This window comes from Ralstonia sp. R-29, assembly GCF_049913345.1.
GTDB lineage: Bacteria > Pseudomonadota > Gammaproteobacteria > Burkholderiales > Burkholderiaceae > Ralstonia.
Map to the genome: position 1 here is coordinate 844,837 of NZ_CP184378.1, position 22,455 is coordinate 867,291.

At 62.4% G+C, this 22,455-nt stretch carries 25 protein-coding genes; 11 read left to right on the plus strand and 14 right to left on the minus strand.

Annotated features, from left to right (window positions below; genetic code table 11):
- Window positions 1-98 precede the first annotated feature (98 nt).
- The 5 genes from ACN9M1_RS20985 (at window position 99) to ACN9M1_RS21005 (ending at window position 2,661) form a co-directional block, all read left to right on the plus strand.
- Window positions 99-629 (plus strand): Arm DNA-binding domain-containing protein, encoded by a 531-nt coding sequence (locus tag ACN9M1_RS20985; protein ID WP_426400504.1) that lies wholly within the window; start codon window positions 99-101, stop codon window positions 627-629.
- Window positions 630-682: 53 nt separating this feature from the next.
- Complete coding sequence (locus ACN9M1_RS20990) at window positions 683-820, plus strand: hypothetical protein (RefSeq protein ID WP_426400505.1); 138 nt, start codon at window positions 683-685, stop codon at window positions 818-820.
- 117 nt (window positions 821-937) lie between these two features.
- Complete coding sequence (locus ACN9M1_RS20995; RefSeq protein WP_426400506.1) at window positions 938-1,255, plus strand: hypothetical protein; 318 nt, start codon at window positions 938-940, stop codon at window positions 1,253-1,255.
- A gap of 165 nt (window positions 1,256-1,420) precedes the next feature.
- Window positions 1,421-1,705, plus strand: a complete 285-nt coding sequence (locus ACN9M1_RS21000; RefSeq protein WP_426400507.1) for a hypothetical protein — start codon at window positions 1,421-1,423, stop codon at window positions 1,703-1,705.
- A 95-nt stretch (window positions 1,706-1,800) separates the two neighbouring features.
- Window positions 1,801-2,661 carry a transglutaminase-like domain-containing protein gene (locus ACN9M1_RS21005; RefSeq protein WP_426400509.1) on the plus strand — a complete coding sequence of 287 codons (861 nt, stop codon included), beginning with the start codon at window positions 1,801-1,803 and terminating at the stop codon, window positions 2,659-2,661.
- Window positions 2,662-2,676: 15 nt separating this feature from the next.
- Here ACN9M1_RS21005 and ACN9M1_RS21010 read toward each other — a convergent pair whose 3' ends face one another.
- Window positions 2,677-2,937 carry a hypothetical protein gene (locus ACN9M1_RS21010; protein WP_197386899.1) on the minus strand — a complete coding sequence of 87 codons (261 nt, stop codon included), beginning with the start codon at window positions 2,935-2,937 and terminating at the stop codon, window positions 2,677-2,679.
- A gap of 723 nt (window positions 2,938-3,660) precedes the next feature.
- Window positions 3,661-4,086, minus strand: a complete 426-nt coding sequence (locus tag ACN9M1_RS21015) for a universal stress protein (RefSeq protein WP_426400511.1) — start codon at window positions 4,084-4,086, stop codon at window positions 3,661-3,663.
- Window positions 4,087-4,591: 505 nt separating this feature from the next.
- Here ACN9M1_RS21015 and ACN9M1_RS21020 point away from each other — a divergent pair.
- The 3 genes from ACN9M1_RS21020 to ACN9M1_RS21030 all read left to right on the plus strand — a co-directional run bounded on the left by ACN9M1_RS21020 (window position 4,592) and on the right by ACN9M1_RS21030 (window position 7,666).
- Complete coding sequence (locus tag ACN9M1_RS21020; protein ID WP_426400513.1) at window positions 4,592-6,565, plus strand: APC family permease; 1,974 nt, start codon at window positions 4,592-4,594, stop codon at window positions 6,563-6,565.
- A gap of 133 nt (window positions 6,566-6,698) precedes the next feature.
- Entirely contained in the window at window positions 6,699-7,064 is a 366-nt protein-coding gene (locus ACN9M1_RS21025) for a PAAR domain-containing protein (RefSeq protein ID WP_426400514.1), read from the plus strand.
- A gap of 128 nt (window positions 7,065-7,192) precedes the next feature.
- Window positions 7,193-7,666, plus strand: coding sequence for a hypothetical protein (locus tag ACN9M1_RS21030; protein ID WP_426400515.1), 474 nt, complete (start codon window positions 7,193-7,195; stop codon window positions 7,664-7,666).
- 134 nt (window positions 7,667-7,800) lie between these two features.
- Here ACN9M1_RS21030 and ACN9M1_RS21035 read toward each other — a convergent pair whose 3' ends face one another.
- The 7 genes from ACN9M1_RS21035 to ACN9M1_RS21065 all read right to left on the minus strand — a co-directional run bounded on the left by ACN9M1_RS21035 (window position 7,801) and on the right by ACN9M1_RS21065 (window position 13,147).
- Window positions 7,801-8,031, minus strand: coding sequence for a hypothetical protein (locus ACN9M1_RS21035; protein WP_426400516.1), 231 nt, complete (start codon window positions 8,029-8,031; stop codon window positions 7,801-7,803).
- 276 nt (window positions 8,032-8,307) lie between these two features.
- The gene (locus tag ACN9M1_RS21040; RefSeq protein WP_426400518.1) at window positions 8,308-8,565 is read right to left on the minus strand and encodes a hypothetical protein; all 258 of its coding nucleotides are present in this window, start codon (window positions 8,563-8,565) and stop codon (window positions 8,308-8,310) included.
- A gap of 108 nt (window positions 8,566-8,673) precedes the next feature.
- Window positions 8,674-9,432 carry a helix-turn-helix transcriptional regulator gene (locus ACN9M1_RS21045; RefSeq protein WP_426400519.1) on the minus strand — a complete coding sequence of 253 codons (759 nt, stop codon included), beginning with the start codon at window positions 9,430-9,432 and terminating at the stop codon, window positions 8,674-8,676.
- Between the two features lie 173 nt (window positions 9,433-9,605).
- Complete coding sequence (locus ACN9M1_RS21050) at window positions 9,606-10,553, minus strand: SphA family protein (RefSeq protein WP_426400520.1); 948 nt, start codon at window positions 10,551-10,553, stop codon at window positions 9,606-9,608.
- 100 nt (window positions 10,554-10,653) lie between these two features.
- Window positions 10,654-10,833, minus strand: coding sequence for a hypothetical protein (locus ACN9M1_RS21055; protein WP_426400521.1), 180 nt, complete (start codon window positions 10,831-10,833; stop codon window positions 10,654-10,656).
- 30 nt (window positions 10,834-10,863) lie between these two features.
- The gene (locus tag ACN9M1_RS21060; protein ID WP_426400522.1) at window positions 10,864-11,631 is read right to left on the minus strand and encodes a coniferyl-alcohol dehydrogenase; all 768 of its coding nucleotides are present in this window, start codon (window positions 11,629-11,631) and stop codon (window positions 10,864-10,866) included.
- 37 nt (window positions 11,632-11,668) lie between these two features.
- Entirely contained in the window at window positions 11,669-13,147 is a 1,479-nt protein-coding gene (locus ACN9M1_RS21065) for a benzaldehyde dehydrogenase (protein ID WP_426400524.1), read from the minus strand.
- Between the two features lie 330 nt (window positions 13,148-13,477).
- On the opposite strand from ACN9M1_RS21065, the gene ACN9M1_RS21070 reads away from it, so the two are divergent.
- A complete protein-coding gene (locus ACN9M1_RS21070; RefSeq protein WP_426400526.1) occupies window positions 13,478-15,358 on the plus strand; it encodes a sigma 54-interacting transcriptional regulator in 1,881 nt (626 codons plus the stop codon).
- On the opposite strand, the gene ACN9M1_RS21075 is transcribed toward ACN9M1_RS21070, so the two are convergent.
- Both ACN9M1_RS21075 and ACN9M1_RS21080 read right to left on the minus strand, forming a co-directional pair.
- Window positions 15,344-17,224 carry a feruloyl-CoA synthase gene (locus ACN9M1_RS21075; protein WP_426400527.1) on the minus strand — a complete coding sequence of 627 codons (1,881 nt, stop codon included), beginning with the start codon at window positions 17,222-17,224 and terminating at the stop codon, window positions 15,344-15,346. The genes ACN9M1_RS21070 and ACN9M1_RS21075 overlap by 15 nt on opposite strands.
- A 102-nt stretch (window positions 17,225-17,326) precedes the next feature.
- The gene (locus ACN9M1_RS21080) at window positions 17,327-18,160 is read right to left on the minus strand and encodes a p-hydroxycinnamoyl CoA hydratase/lyase (protein WP_426400528.1); all 834 of its coding nucleotides are present in this window, start codon (window positions 18,158-18,160) and stop codon (window positions 17,327-17,329) included.
- A 182-nt stretch (window positions 18,161-18,342) separates the two neighbouring features.
- On the opposite strand from ACN9M1_RS21080, the gene ACN9M1_RS21085 reads away from it, so the two are divergent.
- Window positions 18,343-18,807: a MarR family winged helix-turn-helix transcriptional regulator gene (locus ACN9M1_RS21085; protein WP_426400530.1), complete on the plus strand. Its 465-nt coding sequence runs from the start codon at window positions 18,343-18,345 to the stop codon at window positions 18,805-18,807.
- On the opposite strand, the gene ACN9M1_RS21090 is transcribed toward ACN9M1_RS21085, so the two are convergent.
- Both ACN9M1_RS21090 and ACN9M1_RS21095 read right to left on the minus strand, forming a co-directional pair.
- A complete protein-coding gene (locus ACN9M1_RS21090; protein ID WP_426400531.1) occupies window positions 18,804-19,748 on the minus strand; it encodes a PDR/VanB family oxidoreductase in 945 nt (314 codons plus the stop codon). The two genes, ACN9M1_RS21085 and ACN9M1_RS21090, sit on opposite strands and share 4 nt — an antisense overlap.
- A complete protein-coding gene (locus ACN9M1_RS21095) occupies window positions 19,739-20,794 on the minus strand; it encodes a Rieske 2Fe-2S domain-containing protein (protein WP_426400532.1) in 1,056 nt (351 codons plus the stop codon). Before ACN9M1_RS21095 ends, ACN9M1_RS21090 begins: the two co-directional genes overlap by 10 nt.
- 136 nt (window positions 20,795-20,930) lie before the next feature.
- On the opposite strand from ACN9M1_RS21095, the gene ACN9M1_RS21100 reads away from it, so the two are divergent.
- Entirely contained in the window at window positions 20,931-21,830 is a 900-nt protein-coding gene (locus ACN9M1_RS21100; protein WP_426400533.1) for a LysR family transcriptional regulator, read from the plus strand.
- 21 nt (window positions 21,831-21,851) lie between these two features.
- Here the strand turns inward: ACN9M1_RS21100 and ACN9M1_RS21105 are convergent, their stop codons facing one another.
- Entirely contained in the window at window positions 21,852-22,322 is a 471-nt protein-coding gene (locus ACN9M1_RS21105) for an Lrp/AsnC family transcriptional regulator (protein WP_426400535.1), read from the minus strand.
- Between the last annotated feature and the right edge of the window lie 133 nt (window positions 22,323-22,455).

Consider the following 22,455-nt stretch of genomic DNA (forward strand, 5'->3'; position numbering starts at 1 on the left):
TTGTTCGCTAACGTCCGTTGCCATAAGTTGGCAGCCGACGAAACGCGGGGGCAACATTTGGGGGCAACGTTAGCCCTCAAGAACCAGTTGCCCCCAAGATGCCACTCATCGATATCGCAATCCGCAGCGCAAAGCCGGCCGACAAACTGCAACGCCTGTTCGACGGCAATGGCCTTTACCTCGAAGTGTCGCCGTCCGGCGGCAAATGGTGGCGCCTCAAGTATCGAATCGACGGAAAGGAGAAGCGGCTCTCCGTTGGCGTGTACCCAGATGTCAGCCTGCGCGCCGCGCGTGAGAAATGCTGGACGCTCCGAAAGCAAATCTCTGCCGGCATCGATCCCGCCCTGGTTCGCAGAACCGCCAAGATCATGGCTCGCAGGGCCGCCGACAATACGTTCAAGGCGGTGTCGCGCGAGTGGCACCTCAAGTTCCTGCCCACCTGGAACACAAAGCACGCCGAAAACATCCTCACCCACCTAGCGGCGTGTTCGCCTGGACACACGTTCCGAGTGCACAACCGCCATTGCGAGTGCCGTCAGAGCGCTGACACTCCTAGCATGAGGCGCCTTCGGCAAGCACTGCCAACCGTATTGCACCGTGCGGAAGATATTCCCCTGTGCCGGGGGTGAAGCGCGTATGCTGAGGACTGCCATCTGGCAAGCGATGCAACAGGAGTATCACCATGGCCAAGAGTCAATTGCGTGGCAATCGCGAGGCGAAGAAGCCTAAGCAACCGAAGAAACCTGCTGTGCCGGCGACTCCGTTCAGCACGGTTCAATCGCGGGTCGGGACCGAAGGTGCCGCCAAGAAGAAGACGTAATCGAGTTGGCCGCAGACCTGCAATGCAGGGCCGACGCGTAAAGCGTGACGCTCTCTATCGCGACTCTAACCATCCGCATTGAAAGTCGAAAGCGCAGACCAATTCGGGAGGCGCACCATGATCCACAGCGACACACATCAGACATTCCGAGGGCTTCCGCTAACGACCGAGCAAGAGGCGGAAGTCCGTCATTACTTGAACAGGCAGCGCCGGCTGGGCAAACCATGGAATACCCCGGAGTTGCGGGCGATGCTGAAAGATATGCTTCTGCCGCCAAGCACCGAGGACGACGGCCGGAGCGCCGCCACTCAGGAGGCGTCGACCGCTGCGGAGCGCGCAGCCACGCTCGTGGATGAGACCATGGAGCCAATTGAGGCGTACGAGGAATGGATCGCCGCCATGGAAACCGAGAACATGAAGAAAGACGTGCACTAGGTGCACGCGTCGGCAATTTCGCACCGAGAGAGATTATTTTTTGATGGTGCGGATACGTCTGCGTCGTCGCGCGAAGCCTGATGGTCTGCTATCAGGCAATGGAGAGTTCGATGATGCGGATGGAAAGAGCGTACAGTAGGCTACCCCCGTTCGACGGAGATCACTGTGGATGACTATCCAACTTGCTGCTACAAGGGGTTCGATGTTTATCCCCTGATCTACCTGTTCGACGCGCCCCGTGAGTGGCATGAGCGGCGCCCTGACCGGTCTTACAGCGCCTCCGTGTTGATCTGCCTGGCAGGCGAGTTGCCAAATTCCGAGCATGCCCGCATCTTCCCGCTGCTGGCGATTCAATGGGAGAACATCGGAACAGCCAGACGGGCGGCTGCGAAGATGGCCGAAGACATCATCGATGGATTTGTGCCTGGCCAATCCATGAGTGCCGAGTAGCTGCGTCAGACCTGCGGCCAGCGCCGCGCTGCGTCGCCCACTACCTGCGTTCGCCGACAACCAAACAACGCTTGAGGCAGGCAGCAGGAGGTCGTATGGTTCGCATGCGTTATGCGGTCGGCTTAGCTTATGAAGTGCGCGACCCGACCGCCGATTTCATCTTCAATTTCCACGCCGCGCAAACAGCGCGCCAGACGGTCGTCACCGAGTCATTGCAATTGACCCCGGCGTTGCCCGTTGAGCCGCACACGGAACCAACTCTGCTCAATCGACGCCTGCGTGTCCGGGCGCCCAAGGGGCACTTCTCCGTCAGCTACGCTGCAACCGTCGACATCGACCATCTGCTGACGCCTCCTGAGCAGTTGTTCGAAGTCCCCATCGCGGATCTCCCGCTTGATGTCATCACTTACCTGGCCCCCAGTCGCTACTGCGAGTCGGATCGCCTCATGGAATTTGCGCTGCGGGAGTTCGGCGGTTATCAACGTGGGTACCCGCTTGTCATATCGATTCGGGACTGGGTCTGCGGCTACGTGCGATTTGCCCCGCAATCGACGAACGAGAGGACGTCTGCTGTCAGCACCCTCGTGGAGCGCAAGGGCGTGTGCCGGGACTACGCGCACCTCATGATCGCCTTGTGTCGCGCATTGAGTATTCCGACGCGGTTCTCCAGCAGCCTCGACTACGGTGCAGATCCGCTGTTAGGCCCCTCGGATTTTCATGCGTTTGTGGAAGTGTTTCTGGGGCAACGATGGTATCTGGTCGATCCATCGAATGTGTCGGTGCCCATGGGACTCCCGCGAATTGGTACCGGGCGTGACGCAGCGGATGTCCCTATTGCCATGGTCTTTGGCAATGTCAAACCGTCGCGACCGCTGGTGGAAGTTCAGGCCATCGCAGGCAGTGCTCCAGGATTCAACATGCCGCTCGACACCGCGCAGGGGATCAGCACGTGGTGAGGGGATGACCGTAGCTCACCACTCGTCCGTTGAGGGCGGCTCCTCCACAACCCCAAGGATCACGTCGATCGCTGCCCGCCCAGCCAGCTCGCCGATCAAGTGCGCCCAACGTTGAGAGAAGGGGCCGCCGTGGACTTTGATGCGTTTACCGATTGCCGCGACGCCAGGGGGCTGTATTGGGCCTTCGATACAAAACCACAAATCAAACATGTCCTCGGATGTGCCCACAAGCTCCAAGTGAATTTCGTAACCACGGTATTCGGTCGTACGAGTCATCACGCTACTCCCGTTGCTAGTCACGATCGCATCTGGAAGAGTATGAGTTCGAATTTTTTACTGCAATGACTTTTGCGATGCAAACAATGGGAGTTCTGTTACGTCGAAACTGATGCCTTCGCATGCCCGACAATCCAGAGCACCTTGTCGAATTGCGCTGCTTCCTATCGGAGGGAAATTCAAGCATACGCGAGCGGCCGCTTCAGCCGAACTGAGTCAGACGATCTGACGCAGTCTGTTGGTGCAGTCAGCAGTTGGGCGAGTTTGCAGTAAGGGGAACACCGCATAAGTGAGCCGCATCATTCCGCATAGATTGGCAAGGCTCATGAGCACTTGGTGGGCCCTGATAAAGGCTGACTTCGGAACAACTCCGCACGTGCATAAAAACCGTTCAATGAAGCGCGCAGGTGAGGCGGGGTCCCAACCGCGCGCGCTGGGCCGGTTTGAGCCCCGGGGTGCACCTCCCCCTACCGCTCGCCGAGGGCTCTGCCGCCGCGCATACGGGCCATAGAGCGGCGAACGCACGCCCGGCAGCTCGCGAGCTGTATGCGCCGCAAAAGCACCCATAGGGCCGCACGTGCGGTGTGGGTGAATGAGGGTCGCCAAACGGCCACAAACAGACGTTCGTCACAACGGAAAGGACGCGAGGGACAGCAACCGTCGCAGTGTGGGAGATATCCCCCACCTCAACGCAACTCACTGTACCAAGCCAAGCCCAGTTACTTAACGGACCAGAGTTACCGGAATGCGCGACAGGCGCATCAGCCGATTCGACAGCCTGGCCCTCATCAAAGAGCCCAGGGGTGTACGCGCTGCCGAGCCCATCACGATCATGTCGCATTGGTTGGCGGCTGCGGTTTGCACGATGGTTTCGGCAATGCGGCCGACTCGGACTTGCGCGACGTAGCGCGCCCCGGCGTCGTCGAGAATGGTGCGCGCTTGGCGCAGCGCCGTTTCGCCGTCTTGTTCTTCAAGCTGGCGTAGCGCCTCCAGCGAGTGGTAAGCGCTGGCGCGACTGCCTTCGATTGGCGATTGCACATTCAGCAGCACGATGTCTGACGCGCAGCGGTCCTGGCAGAGGAAGGCGGCGTGGCGCACTGCATCCAGCGCGTGGCGGGAGCCGTTAACTGGCACGAGAAGTTTCAGCATTGCGAAGTCTGATCACGTTGATCGGCCGGCGGCTGGGTGAGTCGGGTGATCGCCTGCAGGTGCCGGGATAAGTTGGGCTCTGAGCGCTTCGTTAAGACAGGTCCGCCGTGTTCGAGTCCGAGGCCCCATGCTGGTCGATCGCGCGACCATAGCGTTCCTCCGCGCGCCGATCCGTGAGGTAGACAGCGACGAACAATGCGATGACGGCGACCATGGCTCCGATGCCGAGCAACCATCTGGATAGGATTTCCATTTCGGTGATGGCGCACCGCGCCTGGGTAGTGATGACATCTGAAGCGTAGCCAGCCGACCGTCAAAAACGTGTAGAGAGATCACCTGCGCGTGAAAAAATCGCGTAAACAAACCACCCTGGATGCCCTGTTCAAGCCAGTTCACGGGCAAAGGCCGCCTTAGCAGGCATTGGTGGCATTTGTGCGGGGGCTGCTCTAGATTGAGCAGTACAGCCAATCCGGCCCCACAAGACCATCCGCTGCACGGAGACGCCATGGCGACCATGACCAAGATGTGGCAACTGCTGGTCGGCAAGCCACTGGATCCACTGGACCCGCGCACACGCCACGCCATTGCCGTCACACCCTTGCTCGCGTGGGTTGGCCTGGGTGCGGATGGGTTGTCTTCTTCCTGCTACGGCCCGGAAGAAGCCTTTCTGGCGCTGGGCCAGCACACGCCGCTGGCGCTGTTTCTCGCGCTGGCCACGGCGGCCACGGTGTTCATCATCGCGCTGGGCTACAACCAGGTGATCGAGTTGTTTCCGACCGGTGGGGGCGGCTACCGTGTCGCCACGGCACTGCTCGGGCCGCGTCCGGGTTTGGTGTCCGGGGCGGCGCTGCTGGTGGACTACGTGTTGACCGTTGCCACCTCGTTGGCCAGCGGCGTGGACGCATTCTTCAGCCTGCTGCCCGTGAGCGCGCAAGCGTTCAAACTCGGCACCGAGATCGTCCTGGTCGTGTTGATGACCGGGCTCAACTTCCGGGGCATGCGTGAATCTATCCTGGTGTTACTGCCGATCTTCATCGGCTTTGTGGTGCTGCATCTCGGGCTGATCGTCTATGGCGTGGCCGCGCACGGCGATCATCTGGTCACGGTCGTGCCCGATGCCGTCAACGAGGCACATGGCATGTCGCAGGCGCTTGGGCCGCTGGTGATGCTCGCCTTGCTGATGCGCGCGTTCTCGATGGGCGGCGGTACCTATACCGGCCTGGAAGCCGTCTCGAACAACGTCAACATGCTGGCCGAGCCGCGTGTGCCCGCCGGCAAGCGCACCATGCTGTACATGGCGACGTCGCTGGCCTTTACGGCGGGCGGCATCATCCTGCTGTACATGCTGTGGCAGGCCAAGCCGGTGGAGGGCCAGACGCTTAACGCGGTGGTGTTTGGCAGCGTGATTGACCACATAGGGCTCGACTCCGCGCTTGCGCGCAGTGGGCTGCTGGCAGCCGTGCTGGCATTCGAGGCCGGTCTGCTGCTGGTCGGCGCGCAGACGGGTTTTCTGGATGGCCCGGCGGTGCTGTCGAACATGGCGCAGGACTCATGGGTGCCGCGACATTTCCGTGACCTGTCGACGCGGCTGGTGCGGCAGAACGGCATCATCGTGATGGGCGTGGCCAGCGTCATCATCCTGCTGTGGACGCACGGCGAGGTGGCGGTGCTGGTGGTGCTGTACAGCATCAACGTGTTCCTCACGTTCAGCCTGTCGCTGCTGGGCCTGTGCACGTACTGGTGGCGTCGCCGTAAAGACAGCGGCAACTGGCTCAAGCACTTCGCACTGTCCGCCCTGGGCCTGTCGGTCACCAGCACGGTGCTGGTCATCACGCTGGTCGAGAAATTCACGGCGGGTGGCTGGCTGACGGTGCTGGTCACCAGCGCGGTCGTGGCGCTGTGCTTCCTGATCCGGCAGCACTACGACGAGACCCGCGCCCTGATCGCCAAGGAAGATGCGTTGTTTGGCGGAGCGCCCCCTGCGGTGGACGAAAACAGCGCCCCCGCAAAGCCAGACCCTTCACAGCCGACTGCCATCCTGCTGGTCGGCAAGCATCGTGGTGCCAGCATGCATGCGCTGCTGTGGGTGAACCGGCTGTTTCCCGGCCACTTCAAGAACGTGATCTTCCTGGCCGTGGGTGAGGTGGACGCACAGAGCTATGAAGGCGCTGAACATCTGGACCACCTGCGCCAGACCATCAGCGCATCGTTGGCGTACTACGTGGCGCACTGCCGGCGCCACGGCATGGCTGCGGACTACCGCATCGCCTTCGGCACGCACCCGATTGCGGAATTCACGCGCCTGGCCGAAACCACGATGAACGACTTCCCGAACAGCGTGTGCTTTGCCAGCAAACTCATCTTCAAACAGGTCAACTTCCTGACCGCTTGGTTGCACAACCAGACGCCGCTTGAGATCCAGACGCGGCTACACGTGCAGGGCAAGCAGATGGTGCTGTTGCCGATGAACGTGGGGTAGCTAAAGAGCGCACCGCGACGCAACGTGAATGTGACGCCAAACTGAGGTCCATTCAGATCAGACTTCAAATTCTTTCAGCAACCAGCGAAACCTGCGCCCGCTAGCATGTCGCGCCCAGCCCAATAGTGGCAGCATGTCCGCAGGTCAGCCCTTTATCGTCGTGGGAGACAAGACCTCCCACGGCGGCATCGTCATCACAGGCGATGGCACCTCTTCCATGTACGGCAAGCCCATGGCGCGCTCTGGCGACATGACGGTTTGCCCAAAGTGCAAAGGCACCTTCCCTATCCTCAAAAGCAGCAGCATCGTGGTCGACGGTGTGGGCAACACCTACGCCCGCCACATGGACAAGACTTCGTGCGAGGCAAACCTTCTTGCTGGCGCTGGAGATCAAGCCGGACAACCTCGAAGAACGCGAGATCGTTGCAGGAAAGTAAACGCTTGGCTCAGCTCTTTAGCGCCGCGTTCGCGCGCTGCCAACGCTCAAAATCAGAACTAAAAATCTTTCACGGGGCGCCGGATCGGAATTTTCCTAGGCTGCTGCTTGGGCGGCCGTCACGTGCGCACGCCGCCCGAACCGCAGCACCGTCGCACATCAAACTCACCACCAAGCAAGAGGTTTGAGAAATGAAAGCAGCCCAAACGAAAGCTGTTGTTGCCCTTATGCTCGCGGCCCTTCTCGGCATTAGTTCCCAAGCGCTGGCCGAAAAGAGCAAGAAGAAGGGTCCGGTGAGCAAGCAAGCCACTTACACGCTCATCCTCCTGAATAACACTGGTTCTGACATCACCATGACTAGAACGGCAAGCCATTGCATGCACGATGCTGGGCCCGCCTCTTACACCGTCAGGAACGGTGTGCCGGGCTACTTCAATATCGTCGATAGCAACAGCTTCGGCTCAGACTGTACGAACGCTTGGAAGAACGTAATCTGGCAACTCAACAATGGCACCACGCTGCAGTGGCGCCATGAGATCCAAGCGGGTTCGTGGCAAACGCAAGTTCAAGGCCAGGTAAAGTCGGCAGAGTGCGATGGCCAAAATTGTCTGGCGCCTGCTTATGCCGACAATGACCACGCAACACCAATTGCCATCACGTTCTAAACCCTAGTTCGACAACATAGCGGGATCCGTTGCCTGAGGCATCCGCCGCCTCACTGGCAACGGATTCACAACTACGCTAGAACTGGAGATCAACCCGGACAGGCTGGAAGAATTGAGTACGCCCCCCTTATGACTCAACTCTCGAGCTCGACAATCATGGCGTCATGAAGTCGCCGATCTTCCGCATCTTCGGACCTGTCTCTGTCGGCTTCCAGCTTTTTCCTCAGCGCATTTTTGTAGTCCACGGTGAACGCCCGCTTCATAGTGGGCAGTGTTTCGGAGAGCGCCTCCAGCACTTGCATTCGATCCGCGCCGGTTACCTCGTCTTCCAACAGGCCAGCAAGGGTCTCGTCAAACACGGTCATGAGCCCGGAATTCAACTCGGCGCGCGCACCATCAACAGCCTTGTTGTTCGCTACCTTCGGGCCTGTCGCGGCAAACTCTTCGGATACACGCCACCGTGCGCATCGACGATGCTTGACATTGACCGGGTGGTGCCACCGCCAAACGCAGCGACATGCGGCTTTCCCTGTCAGGGTGTTTCAGGCCCTTGTCGATACGCATGTTTGCCGGCACACGTCCGGCCCTTTTCTATTTCCTTGTCTGTGCCCTCCTTTTTGCGGGCACGCCCGCTTCCCCGTTCATTCGTTTTCTTGTTCGTTGTCTTGAGAGCTGACCGCAAGCAGCATGGCAATGCAGCACACCTCGATGAGGAGCATCGCACCGCAAATTCCGGCTTTGACCAGCAACGCCACTTCGGGATCCGGAATGCATGCAATGCACGCGGCGGCAGGCTTCTGGATGAGTATTCCGATCGCAGTCACACACAGGGCAAGCAGGAGCAACCCGCCGCGCAATAGCGGCGATGCTGACGGCTGGCCATAAAGATTGCTCTGCATCCTGCCTCCCGTGTGTTCTGCGTTGGAATCCGGGCATTGCAGAAAAAGTCGTCCGCTCACCCAGGCGTTTTGTGGTGACGGAGAATAGCTGGCGGAGTAATAGGCGCGCTAGAGTACGTTTGTACCTATTCCGAGGCGGGATGCATCCCAGCGAGAGACCAGCACGGCGAGGCTGGTCCGATTCGCGCAGCCGGTCTTCTCCATGATGTTGCTCAGGTAGTTTCTGACCGTGTTTTCAGAGATGCCGGCCAACACGGCAATTTCGGCATTGCTCTTCCCCGTGCCGATCCATGAGGCGACCTGCTGTTCGCGCCGGCTCAGGCGTGCCATGGCCGCCGATGCTGTGACCAACGCCTTTTCCGCGTCAGAGATCGCTCGCATCAGCGTGCGGTGCAATACGGGCGTGAGTTCCGACAGGATTACCTCAAGGGATGGCTCGTCCACCGCAGGCAGTCGGTGGAAGCTGAAGTAAGTGCCGATGCAATGGGCTTCATCGTAGACGGCATCGGCCACGCCGTTTCGCAGGTCGTTGGCGGTGAATTTTGCAAGCCACTCGCGATCAATGTCTGGCCAAGGGGCAGCCGCATTGAAGTACACAGGGCGGCGCGTCGCCAGCCAGCGGCGCATCAACGGGGTGTCGATACCGCCAGCCGTGTTCTTGATCGCCAGAAGGTGCGCAACCGGGTAGTCAACGAGGACAATGTGGTCCATCAAGACGCCCGAAGACGTGATGCGTCCATGACCACAAGCCAGACACGCGTTTCCCACGATGGGGTTCACATGGCTTCGGATCCACGCTTTGAAAGCATCTACGTTTTGGACATCTGCTGACGCTGCAATACAGCGCTCAAGGGCGGCGTTATGCATCTTCAATTTATGCTGCTTGATTACCGTTTCTTAATCGAATAACCAAGCCTCCTCCGGCGAAGCGGGGCGCCATGCTGCCAGCGAGGAAAACGGTTGTCAAATCGGTTCCCATCGCTGTCGATCCTCGCCCCCAAGGTCCCCTGCTCGCAGGCTGTCTCCGTCGTAGTCAACTCTCAGAAATGGTGGTCGTAGCGGATCTCGAACTTGTCGCCCTGGGTGCGGTTGCGCACCGCAAATTCCCGGTAGTAGTGGAAAAACAGGAAATCCTTGGGCGATAGCGCCACCATCGCGGCCGGCCCCAGCCCGATGACCTGCTCGCGCCGCCCTGGCACGTTGACGCCGTTGACCTTCGTATCCGTGATCTGCTTGAGCCAGTAGCCGCTCAGACCGGCCACCAGCCCCTGCTTGATCTCGTACTCGACAGCGAAATTGCCGTGCAGCGCCTGACCGGCTTGGGCGGACGTGGCCCCGCTGCCGAAGGCGACGTTCGGATCGGTATTGCGGGCATTCCATAGATAGTTGAAGCGGCCGCTGAAACTCAGCTTTGGCGTCGCCCAGACCGTCACGGCCCAATACGGGTCGAACGACCAGAAGTTGCTGCCAGGGCTGACGGCGGCGGTACGGTCGTAGTGACCGGTGGGTGCAATCACCTGCAGCTCGAAGCGCTGCGAGAACAGCGGCCCTTGTGCCCCCATGACCGGATCAAACTGCAGAGACACACCGGCGGCCAGATCACCAATGCCGCGCGCGCCCTTGAGTACGGCGTTGTTCATCCCATCATCGACGCGTGCTGCGGCCACCCATGGCAGCAGCAGTTGGAAGCCCAGTTGTTTGTTGCCCCACTTGGCGCCCTCAGGCACGAAGATCAGCTGGCTGATGGGCACCGTCACATCAAATTTCTGCTTGGGCGGAAAGGCGGACTGATTGCCGGCGTTGTCCATCAGCTTGCTGGCCGAATACTGGGTCAGGTATTCGACGAAGTAGAAGCCCGGTCCGCCCGGCAGCGGCGCGCCGTCAAAGAAACTGGTGCCGCCCATGTTGACGGCCGGTTGATCGAAGGCCCAGGTGGCCGATGCGCATGCCGCCAGACAAGTGGCCAGCAGGGTGGTCTTCAGGTTCATGTGGTGTCTCCTTCGTGGGCCCGCTCAAGCGGGCGCGCAGACTTCGCTCGCGCGCCATGCCTGGGGGCCTTTCGGTGTGGTTTGTGAGGTGGGGAGCGCGTTATTTGTCGAGCTCAACCGCCATGGCTGCCATGCCGGATGGGCGTTGGCGTGACGGTGCGGTTTCCAGCAGGAAGAGCGACACCATGGCGCCGTAGACGAAGCCGCCAAGCGCAACGTGCAACCGGGTGGCCGGCCCGCGCGAACGCTGGGAGGCAGCCTCCTGGCTGCCCAACCTCAAAACCTCAAACCGGGTGAACGGGGTACCGCGTCAGTAGTAGGTGGAAGCGAGCCCGCCATCGACGGGCACGTTCACGCCGTTGACCCACCGGGTCTCATCCGCGCATAGCAGCGCGATCACGGGGGCGATCTCGTCCGGATAGGCGGGGCGCTTCATGCGGTGCGCGTCGTTCTCCACGCGCTCGGCGCCCAGCATGGCTACAAAATCGCCCAGGATGGGCGTGAACACCGGCCCCGGCGCTACGCAGTTCATGCGCACAGAGCGTTGCAGGAAGATCTTCTGCGCTTGCGTGAGCGCCCAGACGATCAGCGCTTCCTTGAAGTACTGGTAGCAGGTGGCCTGCGGCACCGGTCGCTCCTTCAGCCACGCAGCGCCCCCATCAAAGCCGCGGGTTTCGGCCAGGGCCTTGTGCAGGTCGACGCGCCGCGGCCATTCCGCACCCAGGATGGACGCCACGTTGACGATGGCACTACCCTCCCCCATACGTGGCAGCAACTGCTCGGTCAGATGCCGCAAGCCGAGATAGTTCACACGCGCCACAAGGTCCACCGGCGCGGTGCCCGGCACGCCGGCGATGTTGCAGAGCGCGTCGATCTGCGTTGGCAGTTGCGCGACGGCCTGGTCGATCCCCTCAACGGTGGACAGGTCGGCCTGGACATAGCCGTCCAGGGTGATACCGGGCGCGTTGCGGTCCACACCAATCACGCGTGCGCCGTGAAAGCGCAGCAGGCGCGCCGTCTCCGCGCCAATGCCCGACGATGCGCCGGTCACCACGATGGTCTTGTTGCTCAATTGCATGGTTGTCTCCTCTTGATTTCTATTTTTTGAAGCCGTTTCAGAACGGGTATTGCGGCGCGCGCTCCTTGACGGTCGTCCACTGCCACTGGGTGTATTCCTCCCAATCCGCTGGGCCGCCTACGCTCGTCCCGTTGCCGGCGATACCGGGTCCACCGAACGGGTTGACGCAGTCGTCGTTGACGGTCTGGTCATTGACGTGAACCATGCCGACGCGCAAGCGCTGGCCCAGCGCCATGGCACGCCCCACCGATGCGGAGATCACGCCCGCAGACAGCCCGCCCTGGCTGTTGTTGGCCAGCGCCACGGCCTCGTCGTCGCTCTGGAAGGTGATGATGTTCGCCACCGGCCCAAACACCTCTTCGTCGAACACGCGCATGCCGGGCCGTACGTCGCCGAGCACCGTGGGCCGATAGAACAGGGCTTCGTACGTGCCACCGGCCAGCAGCTTGGCGCCGGCAGCAAGGCTGTCCTGCACGATGGCGTGCACGCGTTGCAGTTGCTTCTGATCAATCAGCGGCCCAAGCGCGACCTGCCCGCTGGCGCCATCGCCCACCGGCAAGTGCTGGGCCTTGTCGACCAGCCGCGCCGTCAGCTCGGCCTCCAGCGAGGCGTGCACCAGAATGCGGTTGGACGCCATACAGATCTGCCCCTGATGCAGCCATGCCCCCCACGCCGCATTGCTGACAGCGAGGTCGAGGTCCGCATCGTCGAGGATGATCAGGGCGTTAGCGCCACCCAGTTCAAGCGACACCTTCTTCAGATGCTGCCCGGCCAGTGCACCAATGCGGCGGCCCACGGCCGGTGAACCGGTAAAGGCAATCATCGGCACCTGCGGGTGGACGACCAGCGCCTCGCCGGCTTCCACGCCGCCGGGCAGCACATGCAGCAGTCCGGCCGGCAAGCCCGCCTCTTCAAAGATGCGCGCGATCAGGTATCCCCCCGACACCGGCGTGCGCAGGTCCGGCTTGACCACCACCGCGTTGCCGGCAGCCAGCGCGGGCGCCACCGAGCGCAACGTCAGGATCAACGGAAAGTTGAACGGCGAAATCACGCCCACCACCCCAAACGGCGCGCGACGCGCATAGCTGAGCCGGCCAGCGGGGCTCGCCAGCACCTGGCCCTGCGCTGCGAGCGGCATGCCCGCGGCCAGATGGCACAGCGTGGCCGCCTCGCGCACTTCGTGCTGGCCCTTGAACAGCACCCCGCCCGTTTCGCGCGCCACGGCCAAGGCCAGCTCATCGAAATGCTGTTCGAACAGTGTGGCTGCGCGGCGGAATACCTCGGCACGCTCGCGCGGCGGCCGTAGCATCCAAGCCCGCTGGGCAACAGCCGCCGCCTGCACCGCAGCAGCCACATCATCGGCATCGGCCAGCCCGACACGGGTCAGCTTTTGGCCCGTCGCCGGCTCGATCACGTCAACCGCGTGCGGGTGCAGCGGCGGCACCCAACTGCCCTGGAACAGCAGCCCGTCCCATTGGGCGGCATCCAGAAAGCGCATGGTTTGAGGAGCATTCATCGATCGTGTCTCCTAGTGGTTGTTGTGGTGAGATCGTGTCCGGCGGCGTGTTGGCTGCGGGCTGCGGGCTGCGGGCTGCGGGCTGCCGGCTGTCGGCGCCCTGATTTGCAAGCGCTATGCCATTCGCGCCGGCACGCGGGCTTGCTGTTGAGCAGCAAGACGCGCGTGCCTTGACCCGTCTCGCTCTTCGCGCCGATCAGGCGGCAGTCAAGCTGCGATCTGCGGCGGCGCAGCAATGGGCTGGCCCCCACTGCGCTTGCGGATTTGATGAAATCGGGACAGTATCAGGCTGCCTGATATTTTCATTTGAAGAAACGACCCGGAGTTTCCATGGCGCAACTGCCCCGCATCTCCCTTGCCGAAGTGGCCCGCACCACGGGCAAGGTGCTCAGCCCGGCGGGCAGCGACCGCTGGAGCGCCGACTCGCAGCCCACCCTGGCGGACATCAGCGAATGCCTGTATTTCTCGCCCGGCGACGGACGCATCTGGCTGAACGACCAGCGCATGCTGTTGCTGCACAGTCGCGCCATGGGCACCTTGCGACGCGAGCTGATCGATAGCCTCGGCATCGACCGCGCACGGGGGCTGCTCACGCGCTCGGGCTACGTGTCAGGCGCGCACGATGCGCGGCTGGTGCGCGAGCGCTGGCCGGACGCCGAGCCTTCCGCCATCTTCATCGCCGGTACACGGCTGCACACGCTTGAAGGCGTGGTCAAAGTCGTGCCCGTCAACTTCAGCTACGAGCCCGAGAGCGGCCGCTACCAAGGCGAGTTCCTCTGGCACAACTCCAGCGAGGACGATGAGCACCTCGACGCCTACGGTGTCGGCACCTCGCCCGCCTGCTGGCTACAGCTCGGCTATGCCATCGGCTACGTCAGCACGCTGCTTGGGCATCTGGTGATCTTTCGGGAGGTGGAATGCCGCTCGATGGGCGCGGCGGTCTGCCGGGTCATCGGCAAATCGGCCGAGCTGTGGGACGACGCCAGTGAAGACCTGCGCTACCTGAACGCGCAGGACTTTGTCGACTCGGGCATGCTGGCCGCGAGCGTGCCCGCATCGGCACAACGGCCCGGCGATGCCGAAGCCACCGACGGCGCGGCAACACCAGAAGACCGCGACACCGAAGACAGCCCAGGCCCAGCGTTAGTAGGCGCATCCTCTGCATTCAACGCTGCCTGTCATCTGCTGCAACGGGTGGCGCCCACCGATGCCACCGTGCTCTTCACCGGCGAATCCGGCGTCGGCAAGGAGCGCTTTGCGCGCATGCTGCATCAAATCAGCCGGCGGCAAGACAAGCCGTTCATCGCCATCAACTGCGCCGCCATTCCCGAGACGCTGGTGGAAGCGGAACTCTTTGGCGTCGAGCGTGGCGCCTACACCGGTGCCACACACTCGCGCGCTGGGCGCTTTGAACTGGCGCACGAGGGCACGCTGTTCCTCGACGAGATCGGCACACTAAGCCTCGTGGCGCAAGGCAAGCTGCTGCGCGCGCTGCAAGAAGGCGAATTCGAGCGCGTGGGCTCTACCCGCACGCAGCGCGTCAACACACGCGTGGTGGCCGCCACCAACGAAGACTTGCAGCAGGCGGTGCGCGAGGGGCGCTTCCGCCAAGACCTGTTCTTCCGGCTCAATGTCTTCCCCATCCATCTGCCGCCGTTGCGCGAGCGCCGTGACGACATCCCGCTGCTGATGAGCCACTTCCTCAAAAGCTATGCGCACAAGCATGGGCTGGCCGTACGTGGGTTCAGCCTCCGGGCGGTCAAGGCGCTGGTCAACTACAGCTTTCCCGGCAACATCCGCGAGCTGCAGAATCTGGTGGAGCGCGGCGTGATCCTCGCGCAATCCGGGCTGGTGGACCTGTCGCACATGTTCATCAGCGGCGAGACCCTGAACCAGGAGGTGCTATCCCTGGCCATCGCTGGTGAAGTGGCTACGCTGACGTTGGGGCACGCGCAGGAACACGAGCAGCGACACGAAGCAGACGCGACATCGCCCCAGCCCGAAACGCTGCTGGACCTGGTGAACCACTGGAGCCAACAGACACGCGGCAGCAGCACATCGCTGCCGGCCCTGGAGCAGCAATTGCTGGAAGAGGCCGTGGCACGGGCCAACGGCAACCTCTCGTCGGCCGCGCGCACGCTTGGCATTACGCGCGCGCAACTGGCCTATCGGCTCCAACGGCGCGCCGATGCCCCGTCAGCCATGGGCTAAGCGGGCCTCCACCGCAATCACGTGGGCGTCGCCGCCGCTGTAGAGCGCGTCGATCAACGCGGCACGGCGGCCGAGGACAGCACGCTGGTTGATCGAGCCCTTGTCGGTGACCTCGCCGTGGTCGATCGACGGGGGTTCCTCCAGCAAATGCAGGCAAGCGATGCGGCTCGCAGACCCGGTGGCGGCGCGGTTGAGCCGATCCAGCAACGCCACGAAATGCGCGCGCACCGCCGCGCTACGCAGAATCTGCACAGCACTCGCATCCGGTGACAGCCCGGCCAACGCAGCACAGTGCTCCAGCCGCGGAAACACCAGCACGCGAACGTCATCGCGGTTCATGCCGGCCACCACGGCGTCCTGCACATAGGGCGCGCCCTCGCTGATGATCCGCGCGCGCATCGGCCCCACGCTCACGAAGGTGCCGGAGCTGAGCTTGAAATCTTCGGCGATGCGGCCGTCGAACATCAGGCCGATCTCGGGGTGCGCTTCATCGACGAAGCGCACGGCATCGCCGGAGCGGTAGTAGTCCTCGCCATCGAACGTCTCGACTGCCAGATGCGGTGCCCGCCAGTAGCCCGGCATCACGTGCGGCCCTTTGAAGCGCGCCTCCAGCTTGCCGTCGGTCCGCACCAGTTTGACCTCGCAACCCGGCGCCGGCAGCCCGATGTAGCCCGCCATCATCACGGGGCCGGTGGTGAAGGTGCAGGACGGCGCGGTCTCCGTCATGCCCAGGCCGGCCATGATGCGGATGCGTTCGCCGCAATGGACTTCGCTCACGTGTTCGAGGCGGTTCCAGGCGGCTTGCGAAAGCCCCGCGCCGGCAAAGAAGAACAACCGGACCTGCGCGTAAAAGTGCTCGCGCAAGGCCGCGTCGGCTTCGAGTGCTTCCGTCAGCATCTCCCAGCCTTTCGGCACGTTGAAGAACACCGTCGGCTGAATTTCGCGCAGGTTCTCCAGTGTTTGCGCGAATGCCTGGGGAGTCGGTTTGCCGCCGTCGATGTAGTACGTGCCGCCGTTGTACAGCGCGATACCGACGTTGTGACTGCCCCCAAAGGTGTGGTTCCACGGCAGCCAGTCCAGCAACACCGGCGGCACCTCGCCAAAGCACGGAAACGTCTGCAGCAGCATCTGCTGATTGGCACACAGCATGCGGTGCGTCGTCGTGACGGCCTTGGGCTGTTTGGTGGAGCCGGACGTGAAGAGAAACTTGGCGATCGTGTCCGGACCGACCTTGGCATTGGCGGCGTCGATGTCGGTGGGCACGCTCTCGCGCAGCGCCGCAAACGGGGTGACTGCGCGCCCTTGCAGCTCACCGCTGTCGATCACGATCTCGGTATCTGGCGGCGTGACCGCGCGCAGCGCATCGCCGAACTGCGCGGCATCGCTGGCGTACACCATGCCGGGCGTGAGGTGCTGCACGAGATAGGCTAGCCGGCTGTAGTCCTGCGTGAGCAGCGCGTACGCGGGCGAAACCGGGCTGTACGGAATGCCCGCATACATTGCCCCCATGGCCAGTTGCAGATGCTGCAGATCATTGCCCGACAGGATCATCAACGGCCGTTCCGCCGACAGCCCGCGCGCCAGCAGCGCCTGGCCAATGGCACGCGCACGCTCCAGCATCTGTGCATACGACATGCGCTGCCACTGGCCATCCGCGCCACGCTGCGCAACCAGCGTGCGATCCGGATACTCGCGGGCACCCCGCACCAGGCAGTCGGTCAATCGTGCAGGGTAGGTGCCGATCGGTTCCGTCGAACGCAGATACCACGTGCCGTTCGCTGTGCGGCGCACCTCCACCGGCGCCCCACCAATCGACACCGGGCGATAACGCGGCGCACGCGGGGGCGCCTCCGCTTGCTTCAACATGGCTGTCTCCTTCCATGACGGGCACTCGCGTGCCGGCATGACAATGCCCGCCGCGGCAGCTCCGTTTTTGTTGTTTGGTCCTTGTTGTGTGGCGCTTGCGGTTCAGCCGCGCTTGTAGGTCTGCAGACCCGGTTTGATGCTCTTGTCGTCGAGAAACTGCTTCAGACCATGCTGCCGGCCCTTCTCCGGATCGCGCTGACTGGATTGGTCCACCTTGGCGTACAGGTAGTCCTCGTTCTGCTCCCACGTCAGCTCGCGGCAACGCTTGAAGCCGTGTTTGGCATAACGCAGCACCACCGGGTTCTTCTCCAGCAGCTTGCCTGCCAACACCGCCACCGTCTCGCGCAATTGCGCGCGCGGCACGCTTTGGTTGATGAGCCCCATCTCAGCCGCCTCTTTGCCGGTAAAGGTCTCGCCAGTCATGATGTAGTGCAGCGCAGCGCGATGGCCCATGGTGTCGGCCACCGCCTTGCTTACCAGGTTGCCCGGCGGAATGCCCCAGTTGATCTCCGACAGGCCAAACACCGCGTCATCCGCCGCAATGGCCAGATCGCATGCCACGAGCGGCGAAAACGCACCACCAAAGCACCAGCCGTTGACCATGGCGATGGTCGGTTTGGAATAGAAGCGCAGCAGCTTCCACTGCCATTGCGAGCAATCGCGCCGGGCGCGCTCCTGCATGATTTCCGGTTGGCCGTCGGTCTCGCGAAAGTACTCCTTCAAATCCATGCCGGCCGACCAGGACTCGCCCGCGCCCGTCAGCACCAGCACCTTCGCATCGGCATCGAGTTCGAGCGTTTCCAGCACATCGATCATTTCGCGATTGAGCGTTGGGCTCATCGCGTTGCGCTTTTTTGGGCGATTCAACATCACCCAGGCGATGCCGTCTTCAACATCAACCTGAACGGTATTCCAACGGCCTTTGTACTGCGTCATGGTGGTGTCTCCTCTTTCTAAGTTTTTATCAGGAATCCTGATATTAAGTGCGAATATCGGGCGCGATGTACTACTGGCCCGCAAGTGAAAACGTGTTGATTCGCGCATGCGTTGGGGGATGGCCGCTTCAGCAGATATCAGGTCTACTGATATCCTTGGCGCAAGACATCCCTCAGCACAACATGCGAAAAACATCTCAATCGAAGCCGCGTTCCGCAGGCAAACCCATGGGGATTGCCTACTTGGTCGGCCGCCTCGATCACGTACTGAACCGCCGGCTACGCGACAACCTGCAACCGCTCGGACTGACCGTACCGCAATACACCACGCTATCGTTCCTGAGCACCCATGGGCAGCTCTCCAATGCGCAACTGGCCGAGCGCTCGTTGATCTCCCCACAGTCGGCCAACGAGATGGTCAAGATGATGGAGAGCCGCGGATGGATCCTGCGCGAGCCCGACCCCAATCACGGTCGCATCATCCACATCATGCTAACCGAGCAAGGGCAAGACCTGCTGCGCCAATGCGACATCGTCGTCGCGCAGGTCGAAGCCGCTATGCTGGCCGACATGGATGGCGGCACACGCGAGCAGTTTCATCATCAGTTGCGCGCCCTTGTCCGGACGCTGAGCGTGGACGCGGTCTAAATATCCAGCACCAGCAGCCCGCTGGCCCGCGATACGCAGGGCAGGAAGCAGCCTCCGGCGCGCTCTTCTTCCGTCAGGTAGTTGTCGTGGTGCTGCGCTTCGCCCTGCAGCACCTTGGTCAGGCACGTACCGCACACGCCCTGCTCGCACGAAGTCGGCCAATCGATGCCGCAGCTGCGCAACACATCGACCACTGTTTCTCCGGCACGCACCGTCATCGTCTTGCCGCTGTGTGCGAGCCGGACTTCGAACGCGCTCCCGTCCGTCTCGCCCGCTGCGGGCTTCGCCGCGCCAAAGTATTCGCGATGCAGGTTGGCCTCTGGCCAGCCCTGTACACGTGCTTGATGCAGGGCCGCGTCGATGAAGCCTGCGGGCCCACACACGTACACGTGCGCTCCAGCGTCCGGCTGCGACAGCAGTGCGGCCAGATCGAGCCGCCCATCCTGCGGGGCATCATCGACATAGCACCGTGTGTGCGGCGCCAGGTGCGCGGCGGCCAGACGATCGCGGAACGCCGTGCGCTCCGCTGAACGCGTGGCGTAGTGCAACGCAAACGAGGCCGCCTCCGCCGCGAGCTGTTCCGCCATCGCCAGCAGCGGCGTCACGCCAATACCACCGGCCAGCAGAATCGAATGCCGCGCCTCCGCGGCCAGGGGGAAGTGGTTCTTCGGCGCGCTGATCTCAAGCGTGTCCCCCACCGCCAGCGCATGCATGGCCACCGAGCCGCCGCGCGAGTTGGCATCGCGCAGCACGCCGATCTGGTAGCGGTGGGTTTCTCCTGGCCGGTTGCAGAGCGAGTACTGCCGCACCATGTCTCCCACATGTACGTCGATGTGGGCGCCGGCGCTGAACGGGGGTAGCGCATTCCCGTCGGGCGCCGCAAGCTCGAACGTCACGATGTCCTGCGCGGTATCCGCCTTGCTGAGGACGATCACTTGCATGGCACCGCCTCCTGCTGCTCCTGTTGCTCGCGCTCGATCAAGCGCTCCAGCACGCGGCGCGACTGCACGCCCCCGGCGTCGATGTTGAGCTTGAGCAGCTTGCGTTCCGGATAGGCCAGCAGGTTGCGCTGCTGTTGTTCGAGCATGTCGAGATCCTCGCTGAAGATCTTGCCCTGCCCGGTGCGGATGGTGTCGGTCAACGCCGCATCGTCCACGCAGAAGTTGCGCGCCATGCCCCAGAAATACCAGATGGAGGTCTCGGTTTCCGGCGTGATGAAGTCGACCACGATGCTGCTGACCTTGTGCTGCGGGTCCGCGTGGTATCCGCCCTTGCCGGCATGCGCCACGCCCACTTCAATCATCACGTGGCTGGGCGGCGTAAAGCGGCAGATCTGCCACCGGTCGCATGGCACGTTGTCTGCCAGGCCCGCGCCGCGCAGTGCGGTGGCCCAGAACGGCGGCGGCAGGATGTTCTCCATGAAGCGGCTGGTGATGACGGTGTCGCCGTCGGTCTTGGTGTGCGGCGCGGCTTCTTCAATTTCCGGCTGGCCGATGCTGGTGGCATGCACGTAGGTCTCGTGCGTGAGGTCCATCAGGTTGTCGATCATCAGCCGGTAGTCGCACTGGATGTGGTACAGCCCACCGCCGTACGCCCACGCCGGGCTCTCCGCCCATTCGAGGTGATGGATCAACGCGGGATCAGCCTGCGCAGCATCGCCGGGCCATACCCAGATGAAGCCGTAGCGCTCCACCACCGGAAAATGACGGATGCACGGAAACCCGCCCACGCGCTGGCCGGGCATGCTGGCGCACTTGCCATCGGCCTGCATCGTCAAGCCGTGGTAGCCGCAAACCAGTTGGCCATCGCGCACAAAGCCCAGTGACAGCGGCGCGCCACGGTGCGGGCAGAAGTCTTCCAGCGCAACCGCTTTGCCGCCCTCGCCGCGATAGAACACCATGCGTTCGCCACAGATGCGGCGGCCCAGCGGTTTGTCGGCGATTTCATCGGGGGTACAAGCCACGTACCACGCGTTCTTGAGGAACATGCGTGCGTCTCCTTGAAGTTCTGGTGGCCGTTTTACCGATCATGCGGCGGCCTCGTTTTTATCAGTCTGATATCAGGGTCTGGATACATCAAATTTATTGTTATGATGGTCGGCATTCATTTGGCGAATGCGCCCCATGCTGCCGAAACGACTTGATCTGAACCTGCTCAGCGTGTTCCAGGCAATCTATGAGACGCGCAACGTCACGACGGCGGCCAAGCACTACAACGTGACGCAGCCCGCCATGAGCAATGCGCTGGCACGGCTGCGTGAAGTGTTTGACGATCCGCTGTTTGTGCCAGGCCCCTACGGCATGCGGCCGACGTCCTATGCCGAGCAGCTTGCCGTACCGATCGAGCGCGCACTGCGTGAGGTGAGCCAGGCGCTGGAGCTAAGCAAGCACTTCGACCCGACCACCAGCGACCGCGAATTCCGCATGCACCTGACCGACTTTGCTCAGGTGGCGTTCTTGCCAAGCTTGCTGGCGCAACTGCAGGCGCAGGCGCCCAACGTGGTGATCAAGGTAGATGCGCTAGCCGCCGACACCATAGCCGCTGCGCTGGATGATGGACGTCTCGATTTCGCTTTCGGTCGCTTGCCCAAAGCGGTTGGGCAAGGCACTGCCCGGTACACGCTGTTCAAAGACCGCTATGTGGTGCTGATGCGCGCAACGCACGCGCTGGCGGGGAAGGCGCTGTCGCGTAAGGATTTCGCCGCATACGGGCATGCCCTGGTCTGCACGACGGGCCATGAAGTCGTCGAAGGCATGCTGGTCAAAATGGGGGCGCGCATCGCCCTGCGCCTGCCTAGCTTCCTGGTGGTCTCGCGCATCGTGGAAAGCTCGGACCTGATGGTCGTCATTCCCGCGCGCCTGGCGGAACAGTGTGTTGCGACGGGCCCGTTTGCGATGGCCGAAGTGCCGGCCGCCATACCGTCGTTTGATATCGACCTGTTCTGGGCGGACAGTCGCGCGACCGATCCGGCCCTGGTCTGGATGCGTGGGCTGCTCCAGCAATTGTTCGGCCCGCAGCCTTGAACGGTTGGGGCCAATACCGCGTCACCCTTGCTGGCCGGTGTCCCGCACGGGCAGCGCCGTCGAATACTTGATCTCCTCCATTACAAACGACGAGCTGACGTCCGACAGCGATACGGCGCGGATGAGCTGCCGGTACACGCGGTCGTAGTCGTCAATGCCGGACACCGCCACGCGCAGCAGATAGTCCATGTCGCCGCTCATCCGATAGACCTCGACCACCTCCGGGATATCGCGCACCACCTGGGTAAAACGCTGCGCCCACTTCTCCGTGTGCTGATCGGTGCGCACCGCAACGAACACCGTTGTCCCCACGCCCAGCTTGCGTGCATCGCACAGCGCCACCTGCGCACGGATGACGCCCGTTTCCTTCAACCGCTGCACCCGCTTCCAGCACGGCGTTTGCGAGAGATTCACACGCTGCGCAAGCTCGGCAATCGGCAACGTGACATCGGCCTGCAACAGCCTGACTAGCTCGCGGTCGATCGCATCCATGCTTCAGCTCCTGTGTTGAATCGAGGTCCGTCGGGTTGTATCTGAAGGGCCGGGAAACACCCGCCTTATCTGCACAGTATAAATATCTTCTCACGCGACATACAGGAGAATATTTATCTACAAAATGCGGATA

Excerpts from the sequence above, each read along its gene's own strand:
- ACN9M1_RS21075 (WP_426400527.1), bottom strand. The coding sequence starts at position 17,224 with ATGTTGAAGCAAGCGGAGGCGCCCCCGCGTGCGCCGCGTTATCGCCCG.
- ACN9M1_RS21015 (WP_426400511.1), bottom strand. The coding sequence starts at position 4,086 with ATGCTGAAACTTCTCGTGCCAGTTAACGGCTCCCGCCACGCGCTGGAT.
- ACN9M1_RS21005 (WP_426400509.1), top strand. The coding sequence starts at position 1,801 with ATGGTTCGCATGCGTTATGCGGTCGGCTTAGCTTATGAAGTGCGCGAC.
- ACN9M1_RS20985 (WP_426400504.1), top strand. The coding sequence starts at position 99 with ATGCCACTCATCGATATCGCAATCCGCAGCGCAAAGCCGGCCGACAAA.
- ACN9M1_RS21060 (WP_426400522.1), bottom strand. The coding sequence starts at position 11,631 with ATGCAATTGAGCAACAAGACCATCGTGGTGACCGGCGCATCGTCGGGC.
- ACN9M1_RS21040 (WP_426400518.1), bottom strand. The coding sequence starts at position 8,565 with ATGCAGAGCAATCTTTATGGCCAGCCGTCAGCATCGCCGCTATTGCGC.
- ACN9M1_RS21065 (WP_426400524.1), bottom strand. The coding sequence starts at position 13,147 with ATGAATGCTCCTCAAACCATGCGCTTTCTGGATGCCGCCCAATGGGAC.
- ACN9M1_RS21085 (WP_426400530.1), top strand. The coding sequence starts at position 18,343 with ATGCGAAAAACATCTCAATCGAAGCCGCGTTCCGCAGGCAAACCCATG.
- ACN9M1_RS21090 (WP_426400531.1), bottom strand. The coding sequence starts at position 19,748 with ATGCAAGTGATCGTCCTCAGCAAGGCGGATACCGCGCAGGACATCGTG.
- ACN9M1_RS21030 (WP_426400515.1), top strand. The coding sequence starts at position 7,193 with ATGAAAGCAGCCCAAACGAAAGCTGTTGTTGCCCTTATGCTCGCGGCC.
- ACN9M1_RS20995 (WP_426400506.1), top strand. The coding sequence starts at position 938 with ATGATCCACAGCGACACACATCAGACATTCCGAGGGCTTCCGCTAACG.
- ACN9M1_RS21100 (WP_426400533.1), top strand. The coding sequence starts at position 20,931 with ATGCTGCCGAAACGACTTGATCTGAACCTGCTCAGCGTGTTCCAGGCA.
- ACN9M1_RS21080 (WP_426400528.1), bottom strand. The coding sequence starts at position 18,160 with ATGACGCAGTACAAAGGCCGTTGGAATACCGTTCAGGTTGATGTTGAA.
- ACN9M1_RS21025 (WP_426400514.1), top strand. The coding sequence starts at position 6,699 with ATGTCCGCAGGTCAGCCCTTTATCGTCGTGGGAGACAAGACCTCCCAC.
- ACN9M1_RS20990 (WP_426400505.1), top strand. The coding sequence starts at position 683 with ATGGCCAAGAGTCAATTGCGTGGCAATCGCGAGGCGAAGAAGCCTAAG.
- ACN9M1_RS21010 (WP_197386899.1), bottom strand. The coding sequence starts at position 2,937 with ATGACTCGTACGACCGAATACCGTGGTTACGAAATTCACTTGGAGCTT.
- ACN9M1_RS21045 (WP_426400519.1), bottom strand. The coding sequence starts at position 9,432 with ATGCATAACGCCGCCCTTGAGCGCTGTATTGCAGCGTCAGCAGATGTC.
- ACN9M1_RS21020 (WP_426400513.1), top strand. The coding sequence starts at position 4,592 with ATGGCGACCATGACCAAGATGTGGCAACTGCTGGTCGGCAAGCCACTG.
- ACN9M1_RS21035 (WP_426400516.1), bottom strand. The coding sequence starts at position 8,031 with ATGACCGTGTTTGACGAGACCCTTGCTGGCCTGTTGGAAGACGAGGTA.
- ACN9M1_RS21105 (WP_426400535.1), bottom strand. The coding sequence starts at position 22,322 with ATGGATGCGATCGACCGCGAGCTAGTCAGGCTGTTGCAGGCCGATGTC.
- ACN9M1_RS21050 (WP_426400520.1), bottom strand. The coding sequence starts at position 10,553 with ATGAACCTGAAGACCACCCTGCTGGCCACTTGTCTGGCGGCATGCGCA.
- ACN9M1_RS21095 (WP_426400532.1), bottom strand. The coding sequence starts at position 20,794 with ATGTTCCTCAAGAACGCGTGGTACGTGGCTTGTACCCCCGATGAAATC.
- ACN9M1_RS21070 (WP_426400526.1), top strand. The coding sequence starts at position 13,478 with ATGGCGCAACTGCCCCGCATCTCCCTTGCCGAAGTGGCCCGCACCACG.